General features: G+C 70.0%; 29 protein-coding genes and 1 pseudogene. 11 read left to right on the top strand and 19 right to left on the bottom strand.

Annotated features, from left to right (window positions below):
* Window positions 1-37 precede the first annotated feature (37 nt).
* Entirely contained in the window at window positions 38-1084 is a 1047-nt protein-coding gene (locus ACFJGU_RS10610) for a LacI family DNA-binding transcriptional regulator (RefSeq protein WP_382310176.1), read from the bottom strand.
* A 64-nt stretch (window positions 1085-1148) separates the two neighbouring features.
* On the opposite strand from ACFJGU_RS10610, the gene ACFJGU_RS10605 reads away from it, so the two are divergent.
* A complete protein-coding gene (locus ACFJGU_RS10605) occupies window positions 1149-2363 on the top strand; it encodes an amidohydrolase family protein (protein ID WP_382310174.1) in 1215 nt (404 codons plus the stop codon).
* A 12-nt stretch (window positions 2364-2375) separates the two neighbouring features.
* Here the strand turns inward: ACFJGU_RS10605 and ACFJGU_RS10600 are convergent, their stop codons facing one another.
* Entirely contained in the window at window positions 2376-3344 is a 969-nt protein-coding gene (locus ACFJGU_RS10600; protein ID WP_382310172.1) for a beta-ketoacyl-ACP synthase 3, read from the bottom strand.
* A 379-nt stretch (window positions 3345-3723) separates the two neighbouring features.
* Here ACFJGU_RS10600 and ACFJGU_RS10595 point away from each other — a divergent pair, with 379 nt between their 5' ends.
* Window positions 3724-4605, top strand: a complete 882-nt coding sequence (locus tag ACFJGU_RS10595) for a DNA/RNA non-specific endonuclease (RefSeq protein WP_382310170.1) — start codon at window positions 3724-3726, stop codon at window positions 4603-4605.
* On the opposite strand, the gene ACFJGU_RS10590 is transcribed toward ACFJGU_RS10595, so the two are convergent.
* On the bottom strand, window positions 4582-5088 hold the full coding sequence (locus tag ACFJGU_RS10590; protein WP_382310168.1) for a GbsR/MarR family transcriptional regulator: 507 nt from the start codon (window positions 5086-5088) through the stop codon (window positions 4582-4584). The genes ACFJGU_RS10595 and ACFJGU_RS10590 overlap by 24 nt on opposite strands.
* Before the next feature lie 39 nt (window positions 5089-5127).
* The gene (locus ACFJGU_RS10585) at window positions 5128-5832 is read right to left on the bottom strand and encodes a hypothetical protein (RefSeq protein ID WP_382310166.1); all 705 of its coding nucleotides are present in this window, start codon (window positions 5830-5832) and stop codon (window positions 5128-5130) included.
* A 65-nt stretch (window positions 5833-5897) separates the two neighbouring features.
* Between ACFJGU_RS10585 and ACFJGU_RS10580 the strand changes: the two are divergent.
* Window positions 5898-6047: pseudogene (locus ACFJGU_RS10580) on the top strand (DUF4287 domain-containing protein); the annotation flags it as partial.
* A 9-nt stretch (window positions 6048-6056) separates the two neighbouring features.
* On the opposite strand, the gene ACFJGU_RS10575 reads toward ACFJGU_RS10580, so the two are convergent.
* The 7 genes from ACFJGU_RS10575 to ACFJGU_RS10545 form a co-directional block, all read right to left on the bottom strand.
* A complete protein-coding gene (locus tag ACFJGU_RS10575; RefSeq protein ID WP_382310164.1) occupies window positions 6057-6533 on the bottom strand; it encodes a hypothetical protein in 477 nt (158 codons plus the stop codon).
* The gene (locus ACFJGU_RS10570; RefSeq protein WP_382310162.1) at window positions 6530-7102 is read right to left on the bottom strand and encodes a hypothetical protein; all 573 of its coding nucleotides are present in this window, start codon (window positions 7100-7102) and stop codon (window positions 6530-6532) included. The genes ACFJGU_RS10575 and ACFJGU_RS10570 overlap by 4 nt, the downstream gene beginning before the upstream one ends.
* Before the next feature lie 94 nt (window positions 7103-7196).
* Window positions 7197-7589, bottom strand: coding sequence for a PPOX class F420-dependent oxidoreductase (locus ACFJGU_RS10565; protein WP_382310160.1), 393 nt, complete (start codon window positions 7587-7589; stop codon window positions 7197-7199).
* A gap of 37 nt (window positions 7590-7626) precedes the next feature.
* Complete coding sequence (locus ACFJGU_RS10560) at window positions 7627-9357, bottom strand: cellulase family glycosylhydrolase (RefSeq protein ID WP_382310158.1); 1731 nt, start codon at window positions 9355-9357, stop codon at window positions 7627-7629.
* 60 nt (window positions 9358-9417) lie between these two features.
* A complete protein-coding gene (locus ACFJGU_RS10555; RefSeq protein WP_382310156.1) occupies window positions 9418-9822 on the bottom strand; it encodes a VOC family protein in 405 nt (134 codons plus the stop codon).
* Between the two features lie 10 nt (window positions 9823-9832).
* Window positions 9833-10324 carry a helix-turn-helix transcriptional regulator gene (locus tag ACFJGU_RS10550; protein WP_382310154.1) on the bottom strand — a complete coding sequence of 164 codons (492 nt, stop codon included), beginning with the start codon at window positions 10322-10324 and terminating at the stop codon, window positions 9833-9835.
* 45 nt (window positions 10325-10369) lie between these two features.
* Entirely contained in the window at window positions 10370-10618 is a 249-nt protein-coding gene (locus tag ACFJGU_RS10545; protein ID WP_382310152.1) for a hypothetical protein, read from the bottom strand.
* 23 nt (window positions 10619-10641) lie between these two features.
* Between ACFJGU_RS10545 and ACFJGU_RS10540 the strand changes: the two genes are divergently transcribed.
* The 3 genes from ACFJGU_RS10540 (at window position 10642) to ACFJGU_RS10530 (ending at window position 13257) form a co-directional block, all read left to right on the top strand.
* Window positions 10642-11103, top strand: a complete 462-nt coding sequence (locus tag ACFJGU_RS10540; RefSeq protein ID WP_382310150.1) for a MarR family winged helix-turn-helix transcriptional regulator — start codon at window positions 10642-10644, stop codon at window positions 11101-11103.
* A gap of 70 nt (window positions 11104-11173) precedes the next feature.
* Window positions 11174-12046, top strand: a complete 873-nt coding sequence (locus tag ACFJGU_RS10535) for a class I SAM-dependent methyltransferase (RefSeq protein ID WP_382310148.1) — start codon at window positions 11174-11176, stop codon at window positions 12044-12046.
* 377 nt (window positions 12047-12423) lie between these two features.
* Window positions 12424-13257 carry a class I SAM-dependent methyltransferase gene (locus ACFJGU_RS10530; protein WP_382310146.1) on the top strand — a complete coding sequence of 278 codons (834 nt, stop codon included), beginning with the start codon at window positions 12424-12426 and terminating at the stop codon, window positions 13255-13257.
* Window positions 13258-13267: 10 nt separating this feature from the next.
* Here ACFJGU_RS10530 and ACFJGU_RS10525 read toward each other — a convergent pair whose 3' ends face one another.
* The gene (locus ACFJGU_RS10525; RefSeq protein ID WP_382310145.1) at window positions 13268-13585 is read right to left on the bottom strand and encodes an ArsR/SmtB family transcription factor; all 318 of its coding nucleotides are present in this window, start codon (window positions 13583-13585) and stop codon (window positions 13268-13270) included.
* Entirely contained in the window at window positions 13582-14073 is a 492-nt protein-coding gene (locus ACFJGU_RS10520; RefSeq protein ID WP_382310143.1) for an SRPBCC domain-containing protein, read from the bottom strand. The genes ACFJGU_RS10525 and ACFJGU_RS10520 overlap by 4 nt, the downstream gene beginning before the upstream one ends.
* A 136-nt stretch (window positions 14074-14209) precedes the next feature.
* On the opposite strand from ACFJGU_RS10520, the gene ACFJGU_RS10515 reads away from it, so the two are divergent.
* Together ACFJGU_RS10515 and ACFJGU_RS10510 are read left to right on the top strand one after the other, a co-directional pair.
* Entirely contained in the window at window positions 14210-15130 is a 921-nt protein-coding gene (locus ACFJGU_RS10515; protein WP_382310141.1) for an aldo/keto reductase, read from the top strand.
* Between the two features lie 131 nt (window positions 15131-15261).
* Complete coding sequence (locus ACFJGU_RS10510; RefSeq protein WP_382310139.1) at window positions 15262-16158, top strand: helix-turn-helix domain-containing protein; 897 nt, start codon at window positions 15262-15264, stop codon at window positions 16156-16158.
* Here ACFJGU_RS10510 and ACFJGU_RS10505 read toward each other — a convergent pair.
* Window positions 16124-17047, bottom strand: a complete 924-nt coding sequence (locus ACFJGU_RS10505; protein ID WP_382310137.1) for a S1C family serine protease — start codon at window positions 17045-17047, stop codon at window positions 16124-16126. The two genes, ACFJGU_RS10510 and ACFJGU_RS10505, sit on opposite strands and share 35 nt — an antisense overlap.
* Window positions 17048-17132: 85 nt before the next feature.
* Window positions 17133-18725 (bottom strand): ABC-F family ATP-binding cassette domain-containing protein, encoded by a 1593-nt coding sequence (locus tag ACFJGU_RS10500; protein ID WP_382310134.1) that lies wholly within the window; start codon window positions 18723-18725, stop codon window positions 17133-17135.
* Between the two features lie 111 nt (window positions 18726-18836).
* Between ACFJGU_RS10500 and ACFJGU_RS10495 the strand changes: the two genes are divergently transcribed.
* From ACFJGU_RS10495 to ACFJGU_RS10485, 3 genes are read left to right on the top strand one after another with little or no spacing between them, the layout of a single operon-like run.
* Complete coding sequence (locus ACFJGU_RS10495; protein WP_382310133.1) at window positions 18837-19505, top strand: hypothetical protein; 669 nt, start codon at window positions 18837-18839, stop codon at window positions 19503-19505.
* Window positions 19506-19510: 5 nt separating this feature from the next.
* Window positions 19511-20173, top strand: coding sequence for a PRC-barrel domain-containing protein (locus tag ACFJGU_RS10490; RefSeq protein ID WP_382310130.1), 663 nt, complete (start codon window positions 19511-19513; stop codon window positions 20171-20173).
* A gap of 44 nt (window positions 20174-20217) precedes the next feature.
* Window positions 20218-20523, top strand: a complete 306-nt coding sequence (locus tag ACFJGU_RS10485) for a biopolymer transporter Tol (RefSeq protein WP_382310128.1) — start codon at window positions 20218-20220, stop codon at window positions 20521-20523.
* Between the two features lie 18 nt (window positions 20524-20541).
* Here ACFJGU_RS10485 and ACFJGU_RS10480 read toward each other — a convergent pair whose 3' ends face one another.
* The 4 genes from ACFJGU_RS10480 to ACFJGU_RS10465 all read right to left on the bottom strand — a co-directional run bounded on the left by ACFJGU_RS10480 (window position 20542) and on the right by ACFJGU_RS10465 (window position 23832).
* Complete coding sequence (locus tag ACFJGU_RS10480) at window positions 20542-21864, bottom strand: low temperature requirement protein A (RefSeq protein WP_382310125.1); 1323 nt, start codon at window positions 21862-21864, stop codon at window positions 20542-20544.
* Window positions 21865-21947: 83 nt separating this feature from the next.
* On the bottom strand, window positions 21948-22301 hold the full coding sequence (locus ACFJGU_RS10475) for a nuclear transport factor 2 family protein (RefSeq protein ID WP_382310123.1): 354 nt from the start codon (window positions 22299-22301) through the stop codon (window positions 21948-21950).
* A gap of 108 nt (window positions 22302-22409) precedes the next feature.
* Window positions 22410-23186, bottom strand: coding sequence for an anti-sigma factor (locus ACFJGU_RS10470; RefSeq protein ID WP_382310121.1), 777 nt, complete (start codon window positions 23184-23186; stop codon window positions 22410-22412).
* Window positions 23167-23832: an RNA polymerase sigma factor gene (locus ACFJGU_RS10465; RefSeq protein WP_382310119.1), complete on the bottom strand. Its 666-nt coding sequence runs from the start codon at window positions 23830-23832 to the stop codon at window positions 23167-23169. The genes ACFJGU_RS10470 and ACFJGU_RS10465 overlap by 20 nt, the downstream gene beginning before the upstream one ends.
* Between the last annotated feature and the right edge of the window lie 10 nt (window positions 23833-23842).

Genomic DNA, 23842 nt, shown 5'->3' with positions numbered 1-23842 from the left:
TGGCGAGGTGGAGCGGCGGGGCGTCGGAGCGGGCGCCTCAGACAGGAGATGCGGCATCGGGCGCACGAGGTGGCGCCGTGCTGGCGCGCGGGACGAGCTCGACGGGGCACGGCGGCACGGGCGACGGCGCGTCGCCTGCCACCAGTTCGAGCAGCGTCTGGGTGGCCTGCCGCCCGATCTCGTCGACGGCCTGCCGCACCGTGGTGAGGGCGGGGGTGATGCGACGGGCGAGTGCCACGTCGTCGAAACCGACCACCGAGACATCCCTCGGCACTGTGAGGCCGACGGCGGCGAGCGCATCGATGACTCCGAAGGCCGCGAGGTCGTTCGACGCGAAGATCGCGGTGGGCAACGGATGCCGCGTCGCAGCCTCGTGCCCCGCGGCGACCAGCTCGGTCGTGCGCTTGAACGCGGTCTCCTCGCTGAAGTCACCGGCCAGAACCTCGGTGTCGGGAAACACTTCCTGGAACCCCGCCACCCGCTCCTCAGCCGAGCGCAGCCCGCGCGGCCCGGCGAGCACGGCCACCGAGGTGTGCCCGAGGGCGCGCAGGTGTTCTCCCACGAGGCGTCCACCGGCACGGTTGTCCGAGGCGATCAGCGGGATGCCGTCGAGCCCCTCGACCCATTCGTCGGCGAGCACGATCGGGAACGAGAGCGCCAGCTCCGCCAATTGATTGTCGCGCCGGAGGGCGCCGGCCACGTAGATCAGCCCATCGATCGATCGCGATCGCAGCAGGTTGAAATAACGGGCATCGCGCGCGGGTGCCCCGTTCGAGCTGCTGAGCACCACCCCGTAGTCGTTCTCGTCGGCGGCCCGCTCCACCGCGACCGCCAGGCGCCCGAAGAAGGGGTCGGAGACGTCGGGTACGACGAGACCGAGCATGAAGGTCTTGCCGGCCTGGAGAGTACGGGCCGCGGAGTGCGGTACATACCCGAGCGCCTCGATGGCGGCCTGGATGCGCTCAGCCGTCTCCGCATTCACCGGGCGCTTCGCCGAGAGCGCGTGCGACACCGTGGTCATGCTCACCTGGGCGACGCGAGCGACGTCCTTGATCGTCGCCGAGCGGGGACGTTCCGAAGTCATGGTAGGACTCTACCTACTCACAAAACGTTTTGCACCCAGGATTTCCGCACGCTAGCCTGCTGAGATGAACCGCATCACCGACATCGCTCTCTGGGACGGCGAAGCCGCCCTCGGCATCAGCACCCTCGAGTGGGCCCTCGACGGAACCGACGGCGTCATCACCGACGTGCGGTCGTCGGATGCCGCCTCCTCGACCGCAGCGGAGTTCGCCGTCATCCCGGGCCTCATCGACACGCACGTGCACCTCGTGGGCAACGCCGGTCCGCGGCCGGCCGACTTCCTCACCTGGCCGCTCACCACCCGGCCCGAGGAGCAGACCCTGCACGGACTCGCGAACGCGGTGGCCGCGATGCGCGCCGGAGTCACCACGGTGCGCGATCTGTCGGCCGACGACATCCAGTTCTCGCTGCGGCGCGCGATCGACGACGCCGTCGTGGCCGGGCCGCGTGTGCTCGCGCACGGCATGGTGAGCATGACGGCCGGGCACGGCGACCTGTTCATCCCGCCCGCCTTCCCCCTGCGCAAACCCCTTGCCGACGGCCCCGACGAGTGCCGCAAGCTGGTGCGGCACTGGGCGCGCGCCGGCGCCGACGGTGTGAAGATCGCCACGAGCGGCGGCGTGCTCTCGGTCGGTGACAAGAGCGCCTGGCGCAACTACACGGGCGCCGAGATCGACGCGATCGTCGACGAGGCGCATGCCCTCGGGATGCGCGTGGCCGCCCACGCGCACACGGAAGCCGGCATCGATGCCGCCCTCGACCACGGCGTCGACTCGATCGAGCACGGAACCCTGCTCACCGCCGAGCAGGCCGCCCGGATCGCGGCTGCCGGGATCACGGTGGCGCCGACCTTGCTCATCAACGACCGCATCGCCGCCGGCGAGAACGGGGTGTCCGCCGAGCAATCGGCGAAGGCAGTCGAACTGGTGGAGCGACGCGACACCCTCATGCGGGCGGCCGCGGACGCCGGCGTCGATTTCGTTCTGGGCACCGACGCCAACGGCCATCACGTCCGCTTCGGCGACCAGATGGCCGAGGTGCGCCTGATGGCCTCGATCTTCGGCTGGGCGCCGGAGCGCGCCCTCGAGGCGGGCACCTCGAGGGCGGCACGGGCGATCGGTCGCGAGTCGCAACTCGGTCGGCTGGCACCGGGGCACCTCGCGGATTTCGTGGTGCTGCGCGGAGAGCCCTGGAACGACATCGCGGCCCTCGACACCGCGAACATCGTCGCGGTCGTCTCCCGCGGCCGCGTGGTCGCGGGAGCGCTCCCCGTCGGCTAAGGGCTGTCCGGTCTACGCGCGAGCGGGTGTGCGCACCACCAGTCCGGCGTAGGCGAAGCCGCCGCCGAATCCGAAGAGCAGCGCGGGGGCATCCGCCGGGATCTCACCGCGGTGCCAGGCCTTCGAGAGACCGAGCGGCACGCTCGCCGCCGAGGTGTTGCCCGACTCGACGATGTCGGTGATCACGATCTTGTCGCTCAAGTGCAATGCCTCGGCGAGCGGCTCGATGATGCGCAGGTTGGCCTGGTGGCTCACCAGGATCTCGATGTCGCCGAGCTCGAGACCGGCCGCCGCGACGGCGCGCTCGGCGTGACCGGCCGCCTCGGTGATGGCCCAGCGGAACACGGATCGGCCCTCCTGGGCGAAGTACCGGGGCTCGCCCGGCGCGCCCTCGATGCGCACACCGTCGAGCAGGTGCGGCACAGAACCCCACACGGTGGTGCCGACCGTCGGCTGATCGGTGACACCCAGCACGAAGGCGCCCGCGCCGTCGGCCGTGAGGATGCAGGTGGAGCGGTCGGTGTAGTCGGTGAACGCGCTCAGCTTCTCCGAGCCGATGACGAGGGCCGTGGTGGCCGAGCCGGCGCGGATCGCCATGTCGGCCACGCCCAGCGCGTACTCGAAGCCGGAGCAGGCGGCGCTGAGGTCGAAGATGCCCGGGCCCGCCATGCCGAGCTCGACGGCGACCCGGCCGGCGGAGCTGGGGCTGCGGTCGTCGCCGGTGACCGAGGTGACGATCACGAGGTCCACAGCGGTCGCCGCGACCCCGGCGTCGGCGAGGGCCATCCGGCCCGCCGCGATCGCCATCGACGTCACCGTGTCGGTCTCGCTCGCGATGCGGCGGGTGCGGATGCCGGTGCGTGACGTGATCCACTCGTCGTTCGTGTCGACGAGGAGGCTGAGCTCCTCATTGGTCATGACGCGCTCGGGCTGGTAGTGGCCCAGTCCGAGCAGTCGGCTGCCCCTGCGTTCTCCGGTCATGGGATGCCTCTCGCTCGTCGTGCTCTCGCGTGCTCGTGGTCGGGTCGCCGGGCGACCCTCGCCGAGACTAACCCCGCGAGCATGCCCGAAGCGGCATGGATGTGGGACGAAATATGTCGGACGACAGTTGCCGAATAGTGGTTGGGTATGCGATATTGAAGTCTCAAGTTGCAAACGGAATCGGGACCGGTTGCAACTTCTCGTCTGACTGGGGCGGGGGGATGGATGCGGCGCCACGGATCACGTGTCGCCGCATCCTCTGGTTAACGGCCCTTGTGGTTAACGGCCATCGCGCCTCATCCGGCTGGTGCCACGCCTCTCTCCGGATGTTCACCCGGACGTGGGTTGCGCATCGCAGGGGCCGTGCTCGACTGGAGGAATGGATGCGCTCGGTTACGATCCCGGATTCCTCGCCACCCCCTGCCCGCTGCCGGCCACGGGTCCCGGCCGCGACATCCGCGAGCTCGCCTACACTCATTTCACCGTGCTGCTCGACACCGATCGGCGCCTCGCCGCGGCGACCGGGGTGAACATCGACGGTGCCACGCTGCTCGATCTCGGCCGCGGCGACGACTGGCACCTCGACGAACGGGTGTCCGCCGACCAGCAGACCGGCCCCGAGGTCTACGCCCGCAACGACCTCGATCGCGGACACCTGGTACGTCGCCGCGACCCGTTGTGGGGTGATGCGCAGACGGCGAGCGCGGCCAACGTCGACACGTTCTGTTACACCAACGCCGCCCCGCAGGCCGCGGAATTCAATCAGTCCAAGGAGCTCTGGAACGGGCTCGAGGACTACGTGCTCGCCTACGCCGAGACCCATCGGCAGCGCCTGAGCGTCTTCACGGGGCCGGTGTTCGGCGGGAGCGATCCCGAATACCGCGGGGCGCGCATCCCGCTCCGCTTCTGGAAGATCGCCTGCTGGGCGACACCTCCTGCGGTCACGCCCGGCGGTGGCGACCCCGCGGCCTCTGCGCCCCACCTGGCCGCGAGCGCCTACCTGCTCGACCAGTCGCCGCAGCTCGACGGCATCGACCTGGAGGCCGCGCTCGCCCAGGCGCGCGCGGCGGACGCGCCACCTCCGCTCGGCCCGTACCGCACCTTCCAGCTCCCGGTCGCGGATGTCGCGACCCTCACCGCTCTCGATCTCGGCCCCCTCGAGGCGGCCGACGTCTACGAGCCGGTTCCCGCCGCATCCGGCGCCCCGCCCGGGCACCCCCTGTGGCGCGAACTCACGTCAGCGGCCCAGCTCCGCTTCTGACGCGGCTCGCCGCGTGCGGCCGTCGCGCTGCCCCTCCCACTCTTCGAGCAGTTGCGGCATCCGCACCTCGAGGAAACGGTAGAAGTCCACCATGTCCTGTACCCGCTCGGCGGCCTCCGAGCCGGGATCGCCGAGGGCATCATGCACCGACTCGGCCAGGCCCGCGAGCGTGCCGTAAAGCGGGCTGTTCTTCAGCGACGCGGTGTACCAGGCGTCCTCGACGAGCTCGTAACGATCGCGCCTACTGCCGTGCTGCGCGACGCGGTGCAGGGCTCCGAGGGTCTGCAGGTAGCGGACCCCGCCCGAGACGGCGGCGGCGCTCACGCCAAGGGTCTGAGCGAGTTCGGCGGCGGTGAGCCCCCCGGGCTCGGCCACCAGCAGCGTCATCAGGAGCCGCGCCGGCATCTTCGGGAACCCGGCGGCGGTGAGCGTGGCGGCCGACTTCTCGACCGCCGTCCGCAACGCCTGCTCGTCTCGCGCCATCCCCTCAGCCTCTCATGCCGCTCGGGCGAACGGCCGCGCTCACGCCGTGCTCACCTCGCGCCGGCGCATCAGCACGACGGAGGCGCCCACCGCCACCACCGCGATCGCCCCCATCCACACCGCCCCGCTCCAGTCGGTGGTCGAGCCCGTGATCACGGGCGTGTGCGTGAAGGGCGACAGGTCACGTAGCCAGTCGGGCATCCCGATCAGACCGCCGAAGTTCCCCACCACGACCCCGACAGCCACGAACGCCCAGCCGACCGCGATCATCGCCTTCGGGAGGAGCACGAAGAGAAGCGCGAGCACGCCGAGGTAGATCAGAGCGGCCGGCATCTGCGCCGCGGCGGTGGCGAACACGTCGCCCGCGCTCACCGTCGCGTCGCCCGAGGCGGCGAGGCTCAGCGCGGCCACGGCCGCGGAGGCGGCCAGAACGATCGCGATGGCCACAAGCCCGAGCACGAGGTAGTCGACCAGCCATCGCACCCGCGACACCGGCGACGAGAGCACCAGCTCGGCCGTTCCGAGTGCTTCTTCCTGACGCATCCGGATCACCGCCTGGGTCGCACACGCCGCCGCCAGCACGCCGACGAAGCTGAACATCGCGGCCACCAACGTCTGCGTCATCGACCCGGCGCTGCCGACGATGCTCTGCAACGACTGCTGGATCGACGGATCACTCGCCGCCGCCTGTTGCACCAGGGTCGACAGGGATCCGGCCAGCAGACCGAACGCGGCGCCGCCCACCGACCAGCCGAGGATCGTGCCCCACTGGAGCCGCCAGGCCAGCCCGAAGGAGCTCGAGAGAGCGGCTCGGGCGCGGCTACGGCATGGCGCTCGTGCACGTCATCACGAAGGGCGACCGGATCTCGTCGAAGCATGTCGGCACCGACACCGCCCACTCCGACCCCAACGACCACCTCTGGCTCGACGGCCTCGCCACCAAGCCCGCCGGCTACTAGCCCGCGGGCTCATCTGCCGTAGGGCGGGAGTTGCCCGATCAGCTTGGCGGCCGCATCCACGATCTGGGCAGCCGCGTCGCGGCCCGCGATCGCGTCGTCGACAGATGCGACCGGTCTATCGACCGACGGATACTCACTGTCGTTGCGCAGCGGACGCATCCACCCGAACGCCCGGAACACAGAGCCGAGGGGCGGATCGAATTGGGCGAGCACGGCCTCGTAGAGCGCGAGGTGGCCACCGACGGAAGTCGGCCGAAGGCCCTGGACGATCAAGAGCGAAGCGAGGCCCTTGCGAGCCGCGTCATACGCAAGCTGGAATTCCCCGACCGGGTCTGTCCCCGCGACAGCGGCCGAGGTGCGCAGATGGGCGCTCGCCTGCGAAAGGTACTCGTCGGCAAGGTCTCGATTGGCCGTGACCGCCTCCAGGTGGCGCCGAGCCAGGAGAGAGTCGACTCGGTCGCGCCCCTTCTCCCAACGCAGCATCACCCCGCATCCGTTTCGTGAAGTGGAAGCGGTACCAACGGCCTGGCCTGCACCGTGCGGAGGAAGGCACTGTCGCCGGCATCCCATGCGGACCGCGAGACGACGCGAATGCTGAGCTCACGGCCCAGCGCGCTGCTGCCTCGGCCCGCGGCTTCGAAGATCGCTTGGCGATCCGGGCTTCCCACGACGATCACGTCGACGTCATGAGGGTCGCTCCCGACCTCGCCGGTCAATCGAGCTGCCCACGACCCGTAGACGTATGCCTCCTCGATCCCCGGGATGGGGATGAGCAGTCCGGGGATCACCGCCACCGGGCCGTATGAGTACCTCAGTATCTCGGCTACCGGAGCGTAGAGCGGATGTTCCTGGTTGACGCGGATGTAACGATTGCGCCCAGAGAATCGTTCCATGAGATAGCCCATCGGAACCATACGATCAAGCTCTCGTAAGACGGTCGGCAGGCTGGTCTCGGCATCGTGCGCCAGTTGCGATGCGGTACGTTCTCGGTCGGGAAACAGATAGAGACCGGCCAGCAATCGTCCCTGAGTGTCCGATCGCAGCAGTGGAGCCACCAGAGGCACACTGGGTTTCATAAAAGCTACGATATCCTACGGTTATTGAAAGTAAAGGTCGAGCGCGACGCATACGTCGAGCATAACTCACTAACTATTGGGCGGTGGTGCGCTCGATGCTCATGACGAGGATGACTCGGTCGGTCGAGTCCAGCGGCGGGGTCTGGTGCGGATTGCCATAGCGGCGACCGAGGGTGACGTAGAAGGCACCCGTGGGGTCGGCCTCGACCGCGATGAGCCGGCCGCGCACCTCGAGGTAGCGGAACGGGTTGTCGGGGTCGATCACCGAGAGGCTCATCGACGGGTTGCGCTGAAGGTTGCGGAACTTGCCGCGCTTCGTGGTGTGCGTGAAGCGCAGGGTGTCACCGTCGCGCAGGAACCACATGGGATTGACCTGCACGGTGTCGTCGGGGCGTACGGTGCCGAGATGTCCGTAGTTGGGTTGCTCGAGCAGGTCGGCGTAGTCGGCGGGGATGGAGTCGGTCATCCGTTCATCCAATCATGCGGATCAACGCATGCGGGGCTCAGCGCGACGCGACCGTCAGCGTCGGCGCGCGCGGGGCCGCCGTCGCCGCGACCTGGAGCCCGACGCGCACCGACTGGCCCGGTGCCAGGGTCGACGCCCAGTCGCTCCCGGCGCAGGTGATCGACTTCTTCGGGACCAGAGTGCAGTTCAGGCCCCAGGAGTTGACGATGGCGGTGGCGGTGGTGTCGGGCCACGTGACCGTCCACCCGGACGCCTTGGCCCCGGCCGTCACCACGAGCTCGGCCACGTAGCCCTCGCCCCAGGAGCTCTGCAGGTTCCAGCTCGCGGAGACGGGACCGGCGCCGGCCGGTGGCGTGGGAGTCGGCGTCGGCGTGGGCGTCGGCGTCACGGTGGGCTTCGGCGTGGGTGCGGCCGTCGCGGTGGGCTTCGGCGTCGCCGTGGCGGTGGGCTTCGGCGTCGCCGTGGGTTTGGGCGTGGCGGTGGGCTTCGGCGTGGCGGTCGGTTTCGGCGTGGCGGTGGGCGTGGGCGTCGCCGTCGGCTTGGGCGTCGCCGTCGGCGTCGCGCTCGGCGCGGGGGTACCGCCCGCCGCTCCGAGCAGCGGCCGGAGCGCCTCGAGCTTGGCCGCCTGCGGCGTCACCCAGTCGTCTTTCACCAGCCCTCCGGTGTCCCCGCTGTTGGGATTGAACGACCAGTACGCGAAACCCATCTTCTTCGCCCCGAGATACCCCACGAGCGTCGCCAGCCACTGCTGGTCGCTCGCCGTCTCGAGCTTCGTTCCGAACTCCCCGAGCAGCACCGGCGCGATGCCCTTGGTGGCGATGAAGCCCCAGTTCCTCTCCCACAGCGCCGCCAGATTCCGCGGATAGTCGGATGCCTGGAACCAGCTCTGCGCGAAGACCGTCGACGGGTAGTCGTGCGGCGAGTACACGACCTGGTTCGCCGCGGCGAGCTTGACCGGCTTGGCCGCCACCCCAGCAAGTCCCCCGCCCCACCAGGTCGAGCTCCCGTCGGGCTGCCGTTCGACGCCCTCCACCACGATCAGCAGCCGCGGATTCACGGCCAGCACCGCGTCACCGGCACGCGTGGCCGCCGCCTGCCAGTCGGTGGCCGGATCCCCGCAACCCCAGCACGCCGATCCGTGCGGCTCGTTGTGGAGATCGAAGCCGATCACCGAGGGCTCGTTCGCGAACCGCGCGGCGAGCATCCGCCAATCCGCGATCCATCGCGCCTCGCTGTACTGCCCGGTGTACCAGAGCTCCGACTGCGAACCCGAATCCGGCCGGTGCCGGTCGAGGATGACGTTCAGCCCATAGGCCTTGGCCCGCGCCACCACCCGATCCAGCAGCTCCAGCACGCTCAATGCGCCCAGCCCGGGGTTCACCTGCTCGTTGATGGAGTTCGGATGCGCCTGCGCCAGGCATTCGTTCGAGAACGGTAGCCGGATGGTGTTGAACCCCATCGAGGCGATCTGGGCGAGCCCGGCGTCGAGCGAGATGGTCCAGAGTCCGTGTGGCGCGCAGTTCGAGGTCTCCATGCCGAACCAGGCGGCGGCCTTGATGACGTAGTCGGCGCCGGATGCGGTCTTCACCGAGGCGCCGCTGGTGTGCAGCCAGCCGGGCAGAGTCGCCGCAGCCGAGGCGGGAGCCGGCGCCGGAGGCGTGACCACCGCACCGAACACCAGCGCGAACGCGGCCAGAGCGGCGACGGATGCGGCGGCGAGGCGACCGCGGACGGCACGGGTCAGACGATGGGCGACGCGCGGAGGCATTCCTGATGCTAACCGATCGGCGACATCCGCCCGCAACCGCTGCGTCGGCGACGAGCGGCGTCAGGCCTGGCTGATGCGCACCATGTTGCCGGCCGGGTCGCGGAAGGCGGCGTCGCGCACACCCCAGAACTGGTCGGTCGGCTCCTGCAGGATCTCGGCATTGCCGGCGGCACGCACCTTCTCGAAGGCGGCGTCGAGGTCGTCGGAGCGGAAGAGCACACCGGGGAGCTCGCCCTTCGCGAGCAGCGCCGCGCGGGCATCGCCGTCCTCCTTCGAGACGCCGGCGTGGGGCTGCGACAGCACGATCTCGATCTCGGGCTGATCGGGGGTCGAGAGCGTGATCCAGCGGAATCCGTCGTTCTCGATCTCGTTGCGCACCTCGAGCCCGAGGGTGTCGCGGTAGAAGGCGAGTGCCGCATCGGGGTCGTCGACGAGCACGTGTACGTGGCTGAGTGAGATTGTCATGGCACCGACGCTAGCGCGCGGCCACCACGGATGCTTCTTCGATCCTGCTCGATCCGAGATCGTCGGATTCGGCCTCGACGGATGCCCGACCCGCCTCGGAGGGCGGCGTGCGCCGGGCGCGGCCCAGCACCATGGAGGCGCAACTCGGGATGGCGATGGTCTCGCCGTGGTCGCGGGCGCGGTAGGCGCTCGGCGTCTCGCCGACGAGTTCGGTGAAGCGCGAGCTGAACGACCCGAGGCTGGTGCAGCCCACGGCGAAGCAAGCGTCGCTCACGCTGATGTCGCCGCGGCGGAGGAGGGCTTTCGCGCGCTCGATCCGACGGGTCATCAGGTGCGAGTAAGGCGTCTCGCCGTACGCCTCGCGGAACTTGCGGCTGAAGTGCGCGGTCGACATGAGGGCGGTGCGGGCGAGCGCGGGCACATCGAGCGGACGGGCGTATTCGCGATCCATCAGATCTCGTGCCCGGCGCAGGCGGCGCAGTTCGTCGAGGTCGGCGCTCATGCCCTCATTATCCCGCGGCAGACCTCCCTGCGACCCGTCGGGTTTTCAGGCGACAGGGCAGTGCAGCTGCGTGCGCTCCCCCGAGCGATCGATCTCGTGCAGAGCCATCGGCCGGCCGCAGAGGGGGCAACGAGGGTCGGCTGGCGGAACGTAGGGTGCTTCGGCGCGGCCGATGCCCACCTGCGCGGGGCCGGCGTAGCTGTAGACGATGCGGTTGATGTTGTTGAACAAACCGCGCTTGCCCTCCCACGGATTGAGGGGGTTCACCTTCCGCTCACTCTTCTTTCGTGCCATAACCATTAGTGTACTATCTAATTATGTCGAATGGGACGCTCGAGACCGAAACCGACCTTCTCGCGCTGGATCGTCAGCTGTGCTTCGCCCTCGCCGTCGCATCGCGCTCGGTGATCGGCGCCTACAAGCCGATCCTGGAACCGATGGGGCTGACGCATCCGCAATATCTCGTGATGCTCGCGCTGTGGGAGAGCGAGCCCCGCTCCCTCTCCGCCCTGGCCGAGCTGCTACGGCTCGAGCCCGCGACGCTGTCGCCGCTCGTGAAGCGGCTCGAGGCGGCCGGACTCGTGACGCGCGAGCGATCGGCGGATGACGAACGGCAGCTGGCGGTGCGGCTCACCCCCACGGGCCGGGCACTCCGCGCGAAGGCGGAGGACGTGCCTCCCCAGGTGGTCGCGGCTCTCGGCGTCGACATCGACGAGCTCATGGACCTGCACGCCCGGCTCACCTCGATCATCCAGCGGATCGCGCCCCTCCCCGCCTGACGACCGATGCCGGCGTTGCCGTTTCGGCACGGGATTTCGGCGGGGCGGGGTCGAGCGCCAAGCTGGAGGCATGAGCGAGAACACCGAGACGGATGCGACGGCCTTCTGGGAGGGTCGCTACCGCGAGCGCGACCAGATCTGGAGCGGACGACCCAACCAGGCTCTGGTGGATGTTGTCGAACCACTTGCCGTGACGCCGGGGCGCGCGCTCGACCTCGGGAGCGGGGAGGGCGCCGATTCGATCTGGTTGGCCGAGCAGGGGTGGCAGGTGACCGGGGTCGACATCTCGGCCACGGCGCTCGCTCGCGCCGGTGTGCACGCATCCGATCGCGGTGTCGCCGAGCGGATCGACTGGGTGCAGGCGGATCTGGCGACCTGGATTCCCTCGCCGGGCTACGACCTCGTGTCGGCGTGCTTCCTGCACTCTCCGGTCGCCTTCCCGCGCGAGGAGGTGCTGCGGAGGGCCGCGGCGGCGGTCGCGCCGGCCGGGTACCTCCTCGTGGTGGGGCACGCCAGCTTCCCACCATGGTCGCGGCATGCCGACAACGACGAGGCCGACGAGGCCGCGCCGGGGCACGCGCACGCGCACGCGCGAGACGAGTCGCGAGGGCACGAGCACGACGACGCGGGCGAGGCCGCACCCGGGCACGCCGACGAATACGACGAGTCGCGACGGCGCGAGCACGACGACGCGGGCGAAGCCGCGCCCGGACACGCGCACGAGCGGCGAGGGCACGAGCACGACGACGGCGAGGCTGCGCCTGCGCACGAGCACGGGCACGACGACCTCCCGACACCCGAGCAGGTGCGCGAGTCGCTCGCTCTGCCCGAGGGCGCCTGGGAAACGGTCATCGCCGAGAGCCGCTCCCGCGCTGCCACCGGTCCCGACGGCCAGAGCGCGGTGCTCGACGACGCGATCCTCCTCCTCCGCCGACGCGTCTGATCGCCGGCGCCGGCCCTTCACTCGAGCGGCGTCGCGATTTCGGGAGGAGGAGACGCGAACCGACCCCGTATTCGACCCTGGTTCGCTTCTCCTCCTCCCGAATCGCACACCGGAGCGTCAGGACGAGCGCCGCAGCGCCGTCGCTGCCGTCATCGGGATTGACGGATGACGCGGATCTAGTCGTCGACATCCCGGTTGCCCATTCGCCGGACAGCATCGTGCCGAGGCGCAGGGACCGATGTCGACGCCGGCGCGGCCGAACAGGTTCGCATCGCCCGACCGCTCGAGACGCCAGCAGTGCCCCCTTCGCCGACGGCTCCAAAGCGCGATATCCTGATCGGCTTGCCGCGCGGCGGTGCACGACGAAGGGACGAACCATGGACGACTACCTCGACACCAACCGCGCCAACTGGGACGACCGGGCCGCTGCGCACGCCACCCGCACCGCCGGCCACGGATACGGCGTGCAGCGCTACATCGACGACCCGGCGCTGCTTTCCGAGGTCGTGCGCTTCGACCGTGAGCGGCTCGGGGACATCGCGGGCCTGCGCGCCGTGCACCTGCAGTGCCACATCGGCACCGACACCCTGTCGCTCGCGCGCCTGGGCGCCCACGTCACCGGTCTCGACTTCTCGTCCGTCGCCCTCGCCGAGGCGCGGGCGCTGGTGCAGGAGAGCGGCGACGCGGTCGAGTTCGTGGAATCGGATGTCGACGGGGCCCTGAGTGTGCTCGCACCGGCATCCTTCGACCTCGTCTACACCGGGATCGGCGCGCTCTGCTGGCTGCCCCGCATCGACGACTGGGCGCGGGTGATCGCCGGGTTGCTGAAGCCGGGTGGGCGGCTGTTCCTGCGCGAGGGCCATCCCATCCTCTGGACGATGGATGAGACGCTGGACGACGACCTGCACCTCCGTTTCCCCTACTTCGAGCAGAGCGAGCCACTCGAATGGAACGACGAGAATTCTTACGTCGAGACGGATCGACCCCTCACGGCCACGAAGACGTACGAGTGGAACCACGGCCTCGGTGAGATCGTGACCGCCCTGCTCGACGCCGGACTCGTGCTCACGATGCTCGTCGAGCACGACAGCGTGCCCTGGGAAGCCCTGCCGGGGCAGATGGTGGAGCGCCCCGACGGCGAGTTCGCCCTGGGCGCGCGGGCCGGCGTGGCGCCGTTGTCGTACACGATCCAAGCCGTGAAGCCGGCGTGATCCGTCCCTCCTAGAGCCCCTCCGCGATCTCCTTGATCGCGGCCAGACGCCGATCCCACTCGGCCCCGATCGCGTCGAGCCGTTGTGCGGTGGCGCTGAGGGATGCGCCGACCACGCGATACCGCACCTCCCGCCCCACGCGCACGGGCTCCACGAGCCCCACCTCCTGAAGCACGGCGAGGTGCTTGGCGATGGCCTGACGGGTCACGGGCAGCAGCCCGGCCAGAGCCGACGCCGAGGCGTCGCCCTGGCCGAGTGCCGTCAGGATGCTCCACCGCGTCTCGTCTCCGAGCGCCGCGAACATCGGAACCAGCGTCTCCGTGGTCACGAGCCGCTCTCGAGCAGGGCGACCAACTTGTCGAGCTCGCCGTCCCACCCTCCGCGGTGGCTCTCGAGGTCGGCTGCGGGATCGGAGGTGGTCTCGAATCCGGTCTCCACCACGGTGAGTTGCGTGCCGTCGGTCACGGGCTCGAGCGTGAAGGTGAAGACGGTCGAGTGCGCCTCGTCGATCTCGGTGGGCACCGGCTCGCCGAGGCAGGGGTTGCACCAGCGGTAGGACACGCGATGCGGAGCGTCGACCGCCTCGACGCGCACGGGGACCGGTTCGCGCTCGGGCCAGGTGATTGTTCCGAGCGCTCCGACGCGGGCGGCGCCCGACGCCCCGGTGAATCTCGTGATTCCGAACCACCGCGAGATGAGTTCGGGCTGGGTGACGGCCGCCCACACCTTCTCGAGGGGAGCGTCGATGCGGATCGTGCGCCGGACGGTGAACTCGCCCTCGTCGACGACGGATGCGGGGTTGACGGTCATGCTCATGACGATATTCCTTTCCTCGTTGTATCTGCAACTCCATAGTTGCACTTGGACCTACGAAATGCAACCCACGAGTTGCACTAGTTGACTCGGCGAAGCAGACCCTCATACGGACATCGACGGCGGGTATAACTGGACTGTGAGTCTTCGCTTCTTCCTCGGCACCGCTTCCTTCCAGACCTCCGACGCCTTCGCGGCACTCGACGCCTACTTCGAGGCGGGCGGCCGCGACATCGACACCGCCCGGATCTACGGGCGGAGCGAAGAGGTCGTCGGCGCCTGGATGGCGGAGCGCTGGAACGCGGGCGAGCTGCGACTGCTGACCAAGGGCGGGCATCCGGACACCACCACCTGGGCCTCGCGCCTCTCGAGGGCCGACCTGCTCGCGGATGCGCGCACGAGCCTCGAACTCCTCGGGGTGTCGCGGGTCGACGGCTACCTCCTGCACCGCGATGATCCCTCGCGTTCCGTCGACGACATCGCCGAGACCCTGAGCGCTCTCGTGGCCGATGGCATCGCCGCACGGATCGGCGTCTCGAACTGGAGCGCCGCCCGCGTCGCGGCCCTCGTCGACGCCCTCGGGCGGATCGACGGGCCTCCCCTCACCTGGGTGAGCAACTACTTCGGCCTGGCGGCCGCCTCGGGGACACCCGAGTGGGCGGGGGTGCAGACGGCGGGCCCCGAGCTGTTCGCTCTCGCGCACGAACTGGACTTCACGCTGCTCGCCTGGAGCTCGCAGTCGAGCGGATACTTCGCCGGGCGCGACGACGCCGGTGACGGGGCATTCCACACCGCCGAGAACCGGCGGCGCCGAGAGGTGCTCGATCAGGTCGCGCGGGAGCACGGGGTGTCGCCGGTCGCGCTGCTCGCCCGCTGGTTGGTGACCACCGACTCCCGGCTGGTGCCGGTGCTCGGCAGCAGCCGACCCGCACACCTGACGGAGCTCGCCGCCGCGACCACGGCGGTCTCGCTCGATCCCGCCGTCGCGACCCTCGAGGCCGAGCTCGGCGCGGCGACCCGCGACCCGGGCGCCTGGACCGAGGAGCTCAGCACCCGCTGATCCCGCACTCGCCTCACAGGTGTCGCGATCAGTGGACGGCGAGGCGTTTCGGACGTACCGTGTGTCAACGACTCTCGTCACCGCCCAGACCCCGCCTCACCTGAGTCGCATTCGGCAAGGGGCGGACGGTGATGGACGGCGAACGAATCCACGACACGGCTCGGCCCGCGCGAACGCGAGCACGGGTGGGCGCCTGCGAGGTCTCGCTGCTCGACCTGCCGGGAGGGAGGAACCTCCCTCCCCGCCGCCCTCCGGTGTCGATGCTGGAGGTGATCGCCCCGCTCGAGGGACCCGTGGCGGTGCACCTGGAGCTCGGAACCCCGCTCGCCGTGCGGGAGAACGAGGTCGTCTATCTCGCCGGTGGCCACCGCTATGTCATCGGCGGGCAGACGGCCGGCAGGGTCCTGGTGGTCGCCGTGCCGGAATCCGTCGTGATCGACTACATCGAGACGGAGTCGCTGATCGGATCGGTGCACGAATCGGCCGTGCTGCAGCCGGTGAAGAGGTTCCTCAGGGGGCTTCTCGAGATCGCCGAGCCGCTGGGTGCGCTCCCGGAATACCTGATCGAGACCTTGCTCTGGGAGATGGTGGTCTCCATCGTGCTCGAGGGCCGCAGCGCTGACGCGCTCGTACGGCCGCGGGCGACCTGCCTCGACCGCGCGACCGCATACATCCTGGCGAACCGCGCTGATCGAGCGCTCACCCCGGCCACCGTCGCCCGCGCCGTCGGGGTGTCGCCCCGGCAGTTGCAGCGGGTGTTCATGTCGGCCGGCACGACACCGTCGGGCGAGATCCGCCGGCAGCGCGCCGAACTGGCCCGGTCGATGCTGCAGAACGACGACTTTCGCGGGTTCACCGTCAACCAGATCGCCCACCACAGCGGATTCGGCGGAGCGGCCGAGTTGCGCCGCGTGTTCTCCGCGCTCGGTCACCCGGCGCCCCGCTCGTTGCGGCTGCGGTCGACACCAGTGTCGGTGCGGACTCCCGAGATCGTCAGTGCAGGGAGAGCTCCGTCGGCTGCAGGATGACGTCGACCAGCGCGCCGTTCCGCCACACCGTCATCTCGATCAGGCGGTCGATCGCATTCTCCACCATGAGGCGTTGTACGGCCGTGGCGCTCACGATCTTCTTGCCGTCGAGCGAGATGACGATGTCGCCCCGACGGATGCCGGCAAGCGCGGCCGGACTGTCGGCCACGACGGTCGCGACCTGCATCCCCTTCGCCGCGCCGACCTTCGCGGCGACCTCGGCGGGCAGCTGGATCTGCACGCCGGCGATGCCGAGCCAGGCCCGGCGCACCCGGCCGAAGGCGATGAGCGAGTCGATGATCTCGCGGGTGGTGGAGTTGATGGGCACGGCCAAGCCGAGGCCCACACCGGCGACGGCCGTGTTCACGCCGACCACGGCACCCGATCCGTCGGCCAGCACACCTCCGCTGTTGCCGGGGTTCAACGCGGCATCCGTCTGGATGACCTCGTCGATCACGCGTCCGGCACTCGTCGGAAGGGAGCGCCCGAGCGCCGAGACGATGCCGGCCGTGACGCTCCCTGCGAGACCCAGGGGGTTGCCGAGGGCCACCACGAGCTGACCCACGCGGAGCTCGGCGGCGTCTCCCAGCGTGAGCGGCGCGGGGGTACTCCCCTCGGCGCGCAGCACGGCCAGGTCGGAGAGGGCATCGGCGCCCACCACGTGCGCGTCGGATGAACTCCCGTCGGAGAACGCCACTTCGAGGGACTGGGCACCCGCGACGACGTGGGCGCTGGTGAGCAGGAGACCGTCGCCTCCGATGACGGACGCGCTGCCGGCTCCGGCACCGCGTCGGGTCTCGACCGCGACACTCGCGACCGAGGGCAGCACGAGCTCGGCCACCCCGATGACCGTGCGCGAGTAGGCGTCGAGCGGATCACGATCGTTCATGCACCAATTCCACCTCGCCCCACCCCCGCTTGCCCCCCGATTCGCTCAGAGCGCACACCCGAGCCGGGCGACGGAGGCGGGTGCTCTAGAGGGCGCCGTTGGCGGGGCGTTCGGTGACGTGTGGGGTGCCGTCGAAGACGAGGAGGCGGTCGGCGAGCTTGTCGACGAAGAAGCGGTCGTGCGAGACGACGAGCACCGCGCCCGGGAAATGGGTGAGTGCACGCTCCATCACCTGGGTGCTCGTGATGTCGAGGTGGTTGGTGGGCTCGTCGAGCACGATCACAGCGGCACCCGAGAGCAGGCACTGTGCGATGGCGACCCGTGCGCGCTGCCCTCCGGAGAGGTTGCCGATCTTCTGCTGCAGGTCGGCATCCGAGAACTGCAGCATGGCGAGGAAGCGGCCGACGCTCTTCTTCGTGGCGCTGAAGGCGAGCGAGTCGGGGTACGCGTTCACCGCGTGGCCCACCGAATCGGTGAGGTCGAGCTCGGCATAGACCTGGTTGTAGGAGATGAACCGGGCGCCCTTCGCCCACCGGATCTGCCCGGCATCCGGTTCGGTCTCGCCGGTGAGCACATCCAGCAACGTCGACTTGCCCGAGCCGTTCGAGCCGAGCACGGCCACGCGGTCGCCCCGGTGCAGGCTGAACGTCAGGCCCTCGAAGAGCGGCGAGCCGCCGAAGCCCTTCGTGAGCTTGACGACCTCGAGCAGATCGTTGCTCACTCGGAGCCCGCCGTAGATGTCGGTGATGATCTGGTCGATCGGCCGCGGTGCCTGCCGCTTCTTGATGTCGGCGAGCCGTCGCGCGACCGCGTTCGACGGATTCCGCGCGGCCTCCCGGCGAGCGGCGCTGGCGGCCTGCTCATAGGCCAACAGCTCCTCCTCGTGCGCGAACTGTCGCTCCAGCATCTTCAGCCGTGACTGCTTCGCGTGGACGTAGGCCGAGTAGTCGCCCTCGTACTCCTGCAGACGGTAGTTCTCGATCTCGACGATGCGGGTCACGACGCCGTCGAGGAACTGCCGATCGTGCGAGACCACGAGAACGGCCCCGAGGTAGCGTGCGAGCCAGTTCTCGATCCATCGCACGCCGTCGAGGTCGAGGAAGTTGGTGGGCTCGTCGAGCAGCAGGACGTCGGGAGACTGGATGAGGATCCGCGCCAGGGCGGCCCGGTTGCGCCATCCGCCCGACAGCCGGTCGACCGGGAGGTCGCGCCGCGACTCGTCGAAGCCGAGGCTGGTGAGCACGGTGTCGATGGTGTTCTCGTACGACCAGCCGTCGATGGCATCCATCCGCTCGAACAGTTCGCCCTGTTCCGTGAGCAGCGCGGTCATCGTGTCGTCGGCCATCGGATGGGCGAGCTGCTTCCCGATGGCGTCGAGACGGGCCTGGGTCTCGTGCACGGCGGCGAAGTGGTCGCTCAACAGCTCACGGATGCTCCGGTCGCCGTCGAGCTCGGAGAATTGCGAGAAGTACCCGATCGTGGTGCCGAGCGTGACGTCGACGGTGCCGGAACTCGGCTGCAGACGCCCGAGGATGAGCTCGAGAAAGCTCGTCTTGCCGGTGCCGTTCTTGCCGATCAGTCCGATCCGGTCACCCGCCCGCAGTTTGAGGAAACCCTCCCTCACCACGGGTCGCCCGTCGAACTCGATGCTCACGTCGTTCAGGCGGATCAGACTCACGGGGGCCAAGCCTACCTTCGGCCGGAACGCCGCTTCTCCGAATGTCAAGCCTGAGCCGGAATCGCCCGACCGTCGTAGGTTCAGGCATGACGCACTGCGAAAGGTTGCATCATGACTGCCCTCCCACCCGACGACCGAGCGCGCGACGACACCCGCGCCGTTCCCCTCGACGACACCCGAGCGGCGGGCTCCGTTCCGCTCGAAGACCGCACCACCCTGCGGCAGGACGTGGTCGAGCGGGAGCGCCAGGCCTTCGGCGGCTTCAAGTTCGGGTCCGCCTTCTTCGGCTGGCTGGCCGCCACCGGCACCGCCGTCATCCTCACCGCCCTCGTCTCCGCGACCGGTGCCGCCATCGGCCTCGGCGTGACCGGCGGCGACGCCGACGCGAGCGACGTGGATGAGAGCCAGGCCGCCACCATCGGCATCGCGGGCGCCATCGCGATCGTGGTCGTGATCTTCGTGGCCTACCTCGCCGGCGGATACGTCGCCGGTCGGATGGCGCGCTTCGACGGTGTGAAACAAGGGCTCGCCGTGTGGCTCTGGGCCGTGGCGGTCGCCGTCGTGGTGGCGATCATCGCTGCGATCGCCGGCAGCCAGTTCAACGTGCTGGCGAGCATGAACGGGTTCCCGCGCATCCCGGTCGACGAAGGCAGCCTCACCACGGTGGGCGTCATCACCGCGATCGCCGTCGCACTCGCGAGCCTCGCCGGCGCGCTGCTCGGCGGCCTGGCCGGGATGCGCTTCCACCGCAAGGTCGACCGCGCCGGACTCGGAAGGTAGAGACGATGCTTCCCTCCAACAACATCCAGAGCATCGTCGGCGCCACGCTCTACGGGAGTGACAAGGCGAAGATCGGCCGGATCGACCAGGTTCTCGTCGACGCGGCCGACGGGCATCCGACCTGGGCCGTGCTGCACGGCGGCATCTTCGGGCGCAAGAGCCTCTTCGTTCCGCTCGAGGACGCCACCTGGGAGCACGACGACGTCTTCGTCGAGCTCGAGAAGGACGACGTGAAGAACGCCCCGCATCCGGACGCGGAAGGCGGGCTCAGCCCCGCCGAGGAGCAGGAGCTGCGCGCGTACTACGCCGGCCACCGCGACGACCTGGCCGCTCCGGCGGCCGCCACGGCGGGAGCGCACTTCGACGCGCGACTACCTGACGATGGACGGGACGACACGGACGAGCGCCAGGACGCCGACGTGCGTCGGGACGTCGACGGGCGTGGGCACGACGACACCGCACGCGTCGACGGGAAGCCTCAGGACGCCCGGATCGCTTCCGCGGCCGAGCTCCGCGACGCCGCCACGCCACGGGACGACGACGCGCCACGGCACGCCGCCGGCGCTCCCCTCGACGCGGCAGACGAACGGCGCCCCATCAGCGACGACCGCCCCGGGCGAGACGACCCCGACGATCTACACCCCGGTCCCGACCGCGTCGTGATCTGAGCGCGCCGCACGGCACCAGGCGCAGCAGTCGGCAGAGGAAGTCCATGACACCGGACGACGACACCGCGCGCTGGCTCGTGATGGGCGGCCGGCGGTGGCGCCGCACGGATCCCGCGCTTCCGTCGGAACTCGCCGACGCCCTGAGGTCGCACCTCGGCAGCGCGCGCTCGATGGTGGGCGTCGCGAAGCGCGGCGGCGACCGGGAACGGATGGCGGATGCGCGACGCCGGGTCGATCTCGCCAAGCACGGGCTCGGAGAACGCGGACCCCGCTGGTGGGACGAGCCCGAGGCGGCGCGCCTCGACCGCGCCCAGGCCGCGCTGGAGCAACTCGACCGCACCGCTCACTGAGGCCGTGGGTCCGCGACGTCAGGTCTCGCGGAGCTCGCCTCGACGTACCAGCGCCCGCACGGTGTGGGCGTAGCCCACGATCTCGTGCCCCACCACCTCCACCACGGTGCTGAGCGCCACCAGTGCGATCACGGTGACCAGCGCGGTGAGGTCGGAGCCGTCATGGGGGTCGAACGGCGCATCCGTGCCGGCGATCGCGGCCACCACGACCGCGGCGCCGAGCGGCACCAGGGTGGCGACGAGCAGGGGGATGTGCGTGAGGTCGTAAGAGCGGACGAGCATGCTCCACAACAGGAAGACGAGCACGATCACCGCGCCCACCGGAACGACGAGTGCGACGGCGATCCCGAGCAGCGTGAGTTCGCCGCCCTCCAGAGCCTCGGCGGCGAGACGGAGTCCGACCCCGACGGCCGGGATCGCGGCCCAGACCAGCAGGTGCGTGTACCGCCAGGCGTAGACCCGCTCCGGCTGCCGCAGGAGGATGGCGCCTGAGGGCACAAGGTAATAAGCCCACCACAGGCCGGCGGCGAGCACGAGCCCGGAGGCCGCGATCATCACCGCGCCCAGCGACCACCCCTGCTCCTGCGTCAGCACCGCGACCGTGCGGGTGGTCGCGGCGACCACCTCGCCGAGCGCGATGAGCGTGAGCAGCCCGAACCGTTCGGCGATGTGTCCCGGCTCCCAGGGGGTGCGGCCGAGCCGCTGTTCGATCAGCACGCGCACGACCATCTCGCCCGCCACCAACGCGGCGAGCGCGACGACGGCGACGAGTGCCGGCATCGGGATGACGGCGGTCAGCAGCCAGCCCACTTGCGCGACCGCCACCGTGATGGCGTAGGCGACAGCGGAGCGACGGTGCTCCTCGTCGTAGCGGGCGGCCCGGAGCCAGAGCAGGATGAGCGGAACGCGCATCACGAGGTAGCCGACAGCGATGAGCAGGTTGTTCGGATTGTGGCCTTCGGCGGCGTCGTGGAAGCTCTGCGGCAGGCCGAAGACGAGCACCAGGACGCCCACCATCTGAACGATCGTCGCGACGCGGAAGAGGGCGTCGTCGTTGCCGTAGGCCGACGCGTACCAGGTGAAGTTCAGCCACGACCACCCGACGGCGAAGATCGCGAAGAGGTAGGCGCCGATGCCGGCGGCCACGTGCCCCTCGGCGATCGACGCGGCAACCTCCTCTGCGGCGGCCGCGAACGCGATCACGTAGGTCAGGTCGTAGAGCAGCTCCAGCGGCGTCACCTGCCGGGTCCGGCCGCGCGGCACGATGTTCGTCAGCGGACGCAATCGGTGCCGCAGGTCGTTCTTCAGCTCCGACCTGAGGTGCGCATCGTCGTGGCTCATCCCGACCTCCGAAAGCGTGTGCAGACATTGCACCACACCGGTCCCGCACGAGTCGATCACCGGCCGCCGCGGGCCGACGAGCCCTACTCGTGCAGGAGGGTGCGGAGAGCGCTGATGCGGCCGTCGTGGACGGTGATGATGTCGATGCCGCGTGCGACGGGGGCGCCGCTCGGACCGAAGGTCCAGGCCAGAGCGGCGGTGTCCGATCCGGTGTAGGCGAGGCCGTCGTCGGCGAACACGAAGTCGGCCGGGGCACCGTCGATCAGCCCGGCGGCCTTCGCCTCCAGTGCATCGCGCCCGGTCACCGTCTCCTCGGGGTCGGTGAAGGCGACGTCCTCGGTGTAGGTGGCGTCGATCGCTGCGCGACGGGATGTCGCATCGCGGTTGCCGAAGACCTGGTGGAGGTTCGCGGATAGCAGTTCGGCGATCGTGGCCATGTCATCTCCTCGGAGTCGGGCACGGCCCGGCAATCAGCCGCTCAGCAGCGACTCTACCCAGCGGCCGACGGATGCGCCCCGATGGCGTCGAAAATCGCACGCGCGGCCTTACAGGGCGCGGAGCTCGCCGCGGACGATGGAGTCGCCCGAATGGGTCGGATCGCCGTTGTCGGCCTCGGCCGACACGTCGACGAGCGCGTACTGGGCGAGGTCGATGCCGGCCGGGATGTCGAAACGACCCGAGGTGCCGTCGAGGAAACCGACACTGATCAGGCCGGTCCCGTCGGTGCGGATCAGCCAGACCTCGCGCAGCGGAGCATCCGGCGACCCGGAGTCGGCGGCCGGGTCGACGTCGACGACCACCTGACGCGTGCCGTCGGGTCGTTGCTGCACCACCGCGCTGCCGCGGGCGTCCGGCCACTCAGGGAACGGCTCGAGCTCGGCTTCGGCGAGCGTCGACCCGGCCTCGGCCTGGCGCGTCGACTGCCACCACACTCCCGCACCGACGCCCCCGACGAGCCCCACCACGAGAGCGGCGGCCGCGAGCGGTATCCAGAACCGCGGTCGGCGCGCACCACGGAGAATCGCCACCGGCGGCGCGGGCGCGGCTTCGGGCTCCGGACGGAGAGACGGACGAGGGACGGCGGCAGTCGGCATCACCGTCTCGCTGAGCCCGAGCTCGCCCTGGATCCGCGCCCACACCTCGGGCGGCGGCGCGATCAGGTCGACCCCGCGGGCCTCCTGCGCGAGCTCCAGCGCGCGCTCCGACTCCGACAGGTCGGCGGCGCAGACAGCGCACTCGGCCAGGTGCGCCTGCTCGGCGCCATCCGGTTCGTCGTCCGACATCGCGAACGACGCCAGGCGATCAGGATCGATATGCGTCATCATTCACCTCCAAACGTGTTCGTAGCCGAAGGAGACTTCGGCGGATGTGACTTTTCACGGTGCCCAGGGGCAAGCCGAGGATATCGGCGATCTGGGCATGCGTGAGGTCGTCGTAGAAGGCCAGCCTCATCACCTTCTGCGGGATCGGCTCGAGGCGATCCAACTCGTCGGCCATCATCACCCGGTCGGCCAGATCGGCGACGTCGGCGGCGTCCCGCACCCCGGTGCTCAGCTCGGCGGCGTACGCCTCCTCGCTGCGGCGACGGCGGGCGCGTGCCTCATGGGCGTCCGCGATGCTGTGGCGGGCGATTCCCACCAGCCATCCACCGAGGCGGGCCCGCGACGGGTCGTATCGCTCGCGGCCGCGCCAGGCCGCCACGAAGACCTTCTGCGTCACGTCTTCGGCCTCGTGCCCGTCGCCCAGCGACCGCAGGGCCAGCGTGTGCACGAGCGGCGACCACCGCGCGTAGGCGTCGGCGAGCGCGCTCTCGTCGCCGGCGCGGAATGCGGCGGCGATGCTCTGCTCATCGGTCGGAACGTCTGTCACGTCGGTGTGGAACCTCCTGCTCCGGGGCGCGTCGTCGCGATCCGGCTGCGCCTGGTGGGCGTCGGCGCCGGTCGGCACCTTCACCGTGTTGAAGAGCATACGGCGGCCT

Source organism: Herbiconiux sp. UC225_62 (assembly GCF_042694625.1).
GTDB lineage: Bacteria > Actinomycetota > Actinomycetes > Actinomycetales > Microbacteriaceae > Herbiconiux.
This window is presented reverse-complemented; position numbering and strand designations above follow the sequence as displayed.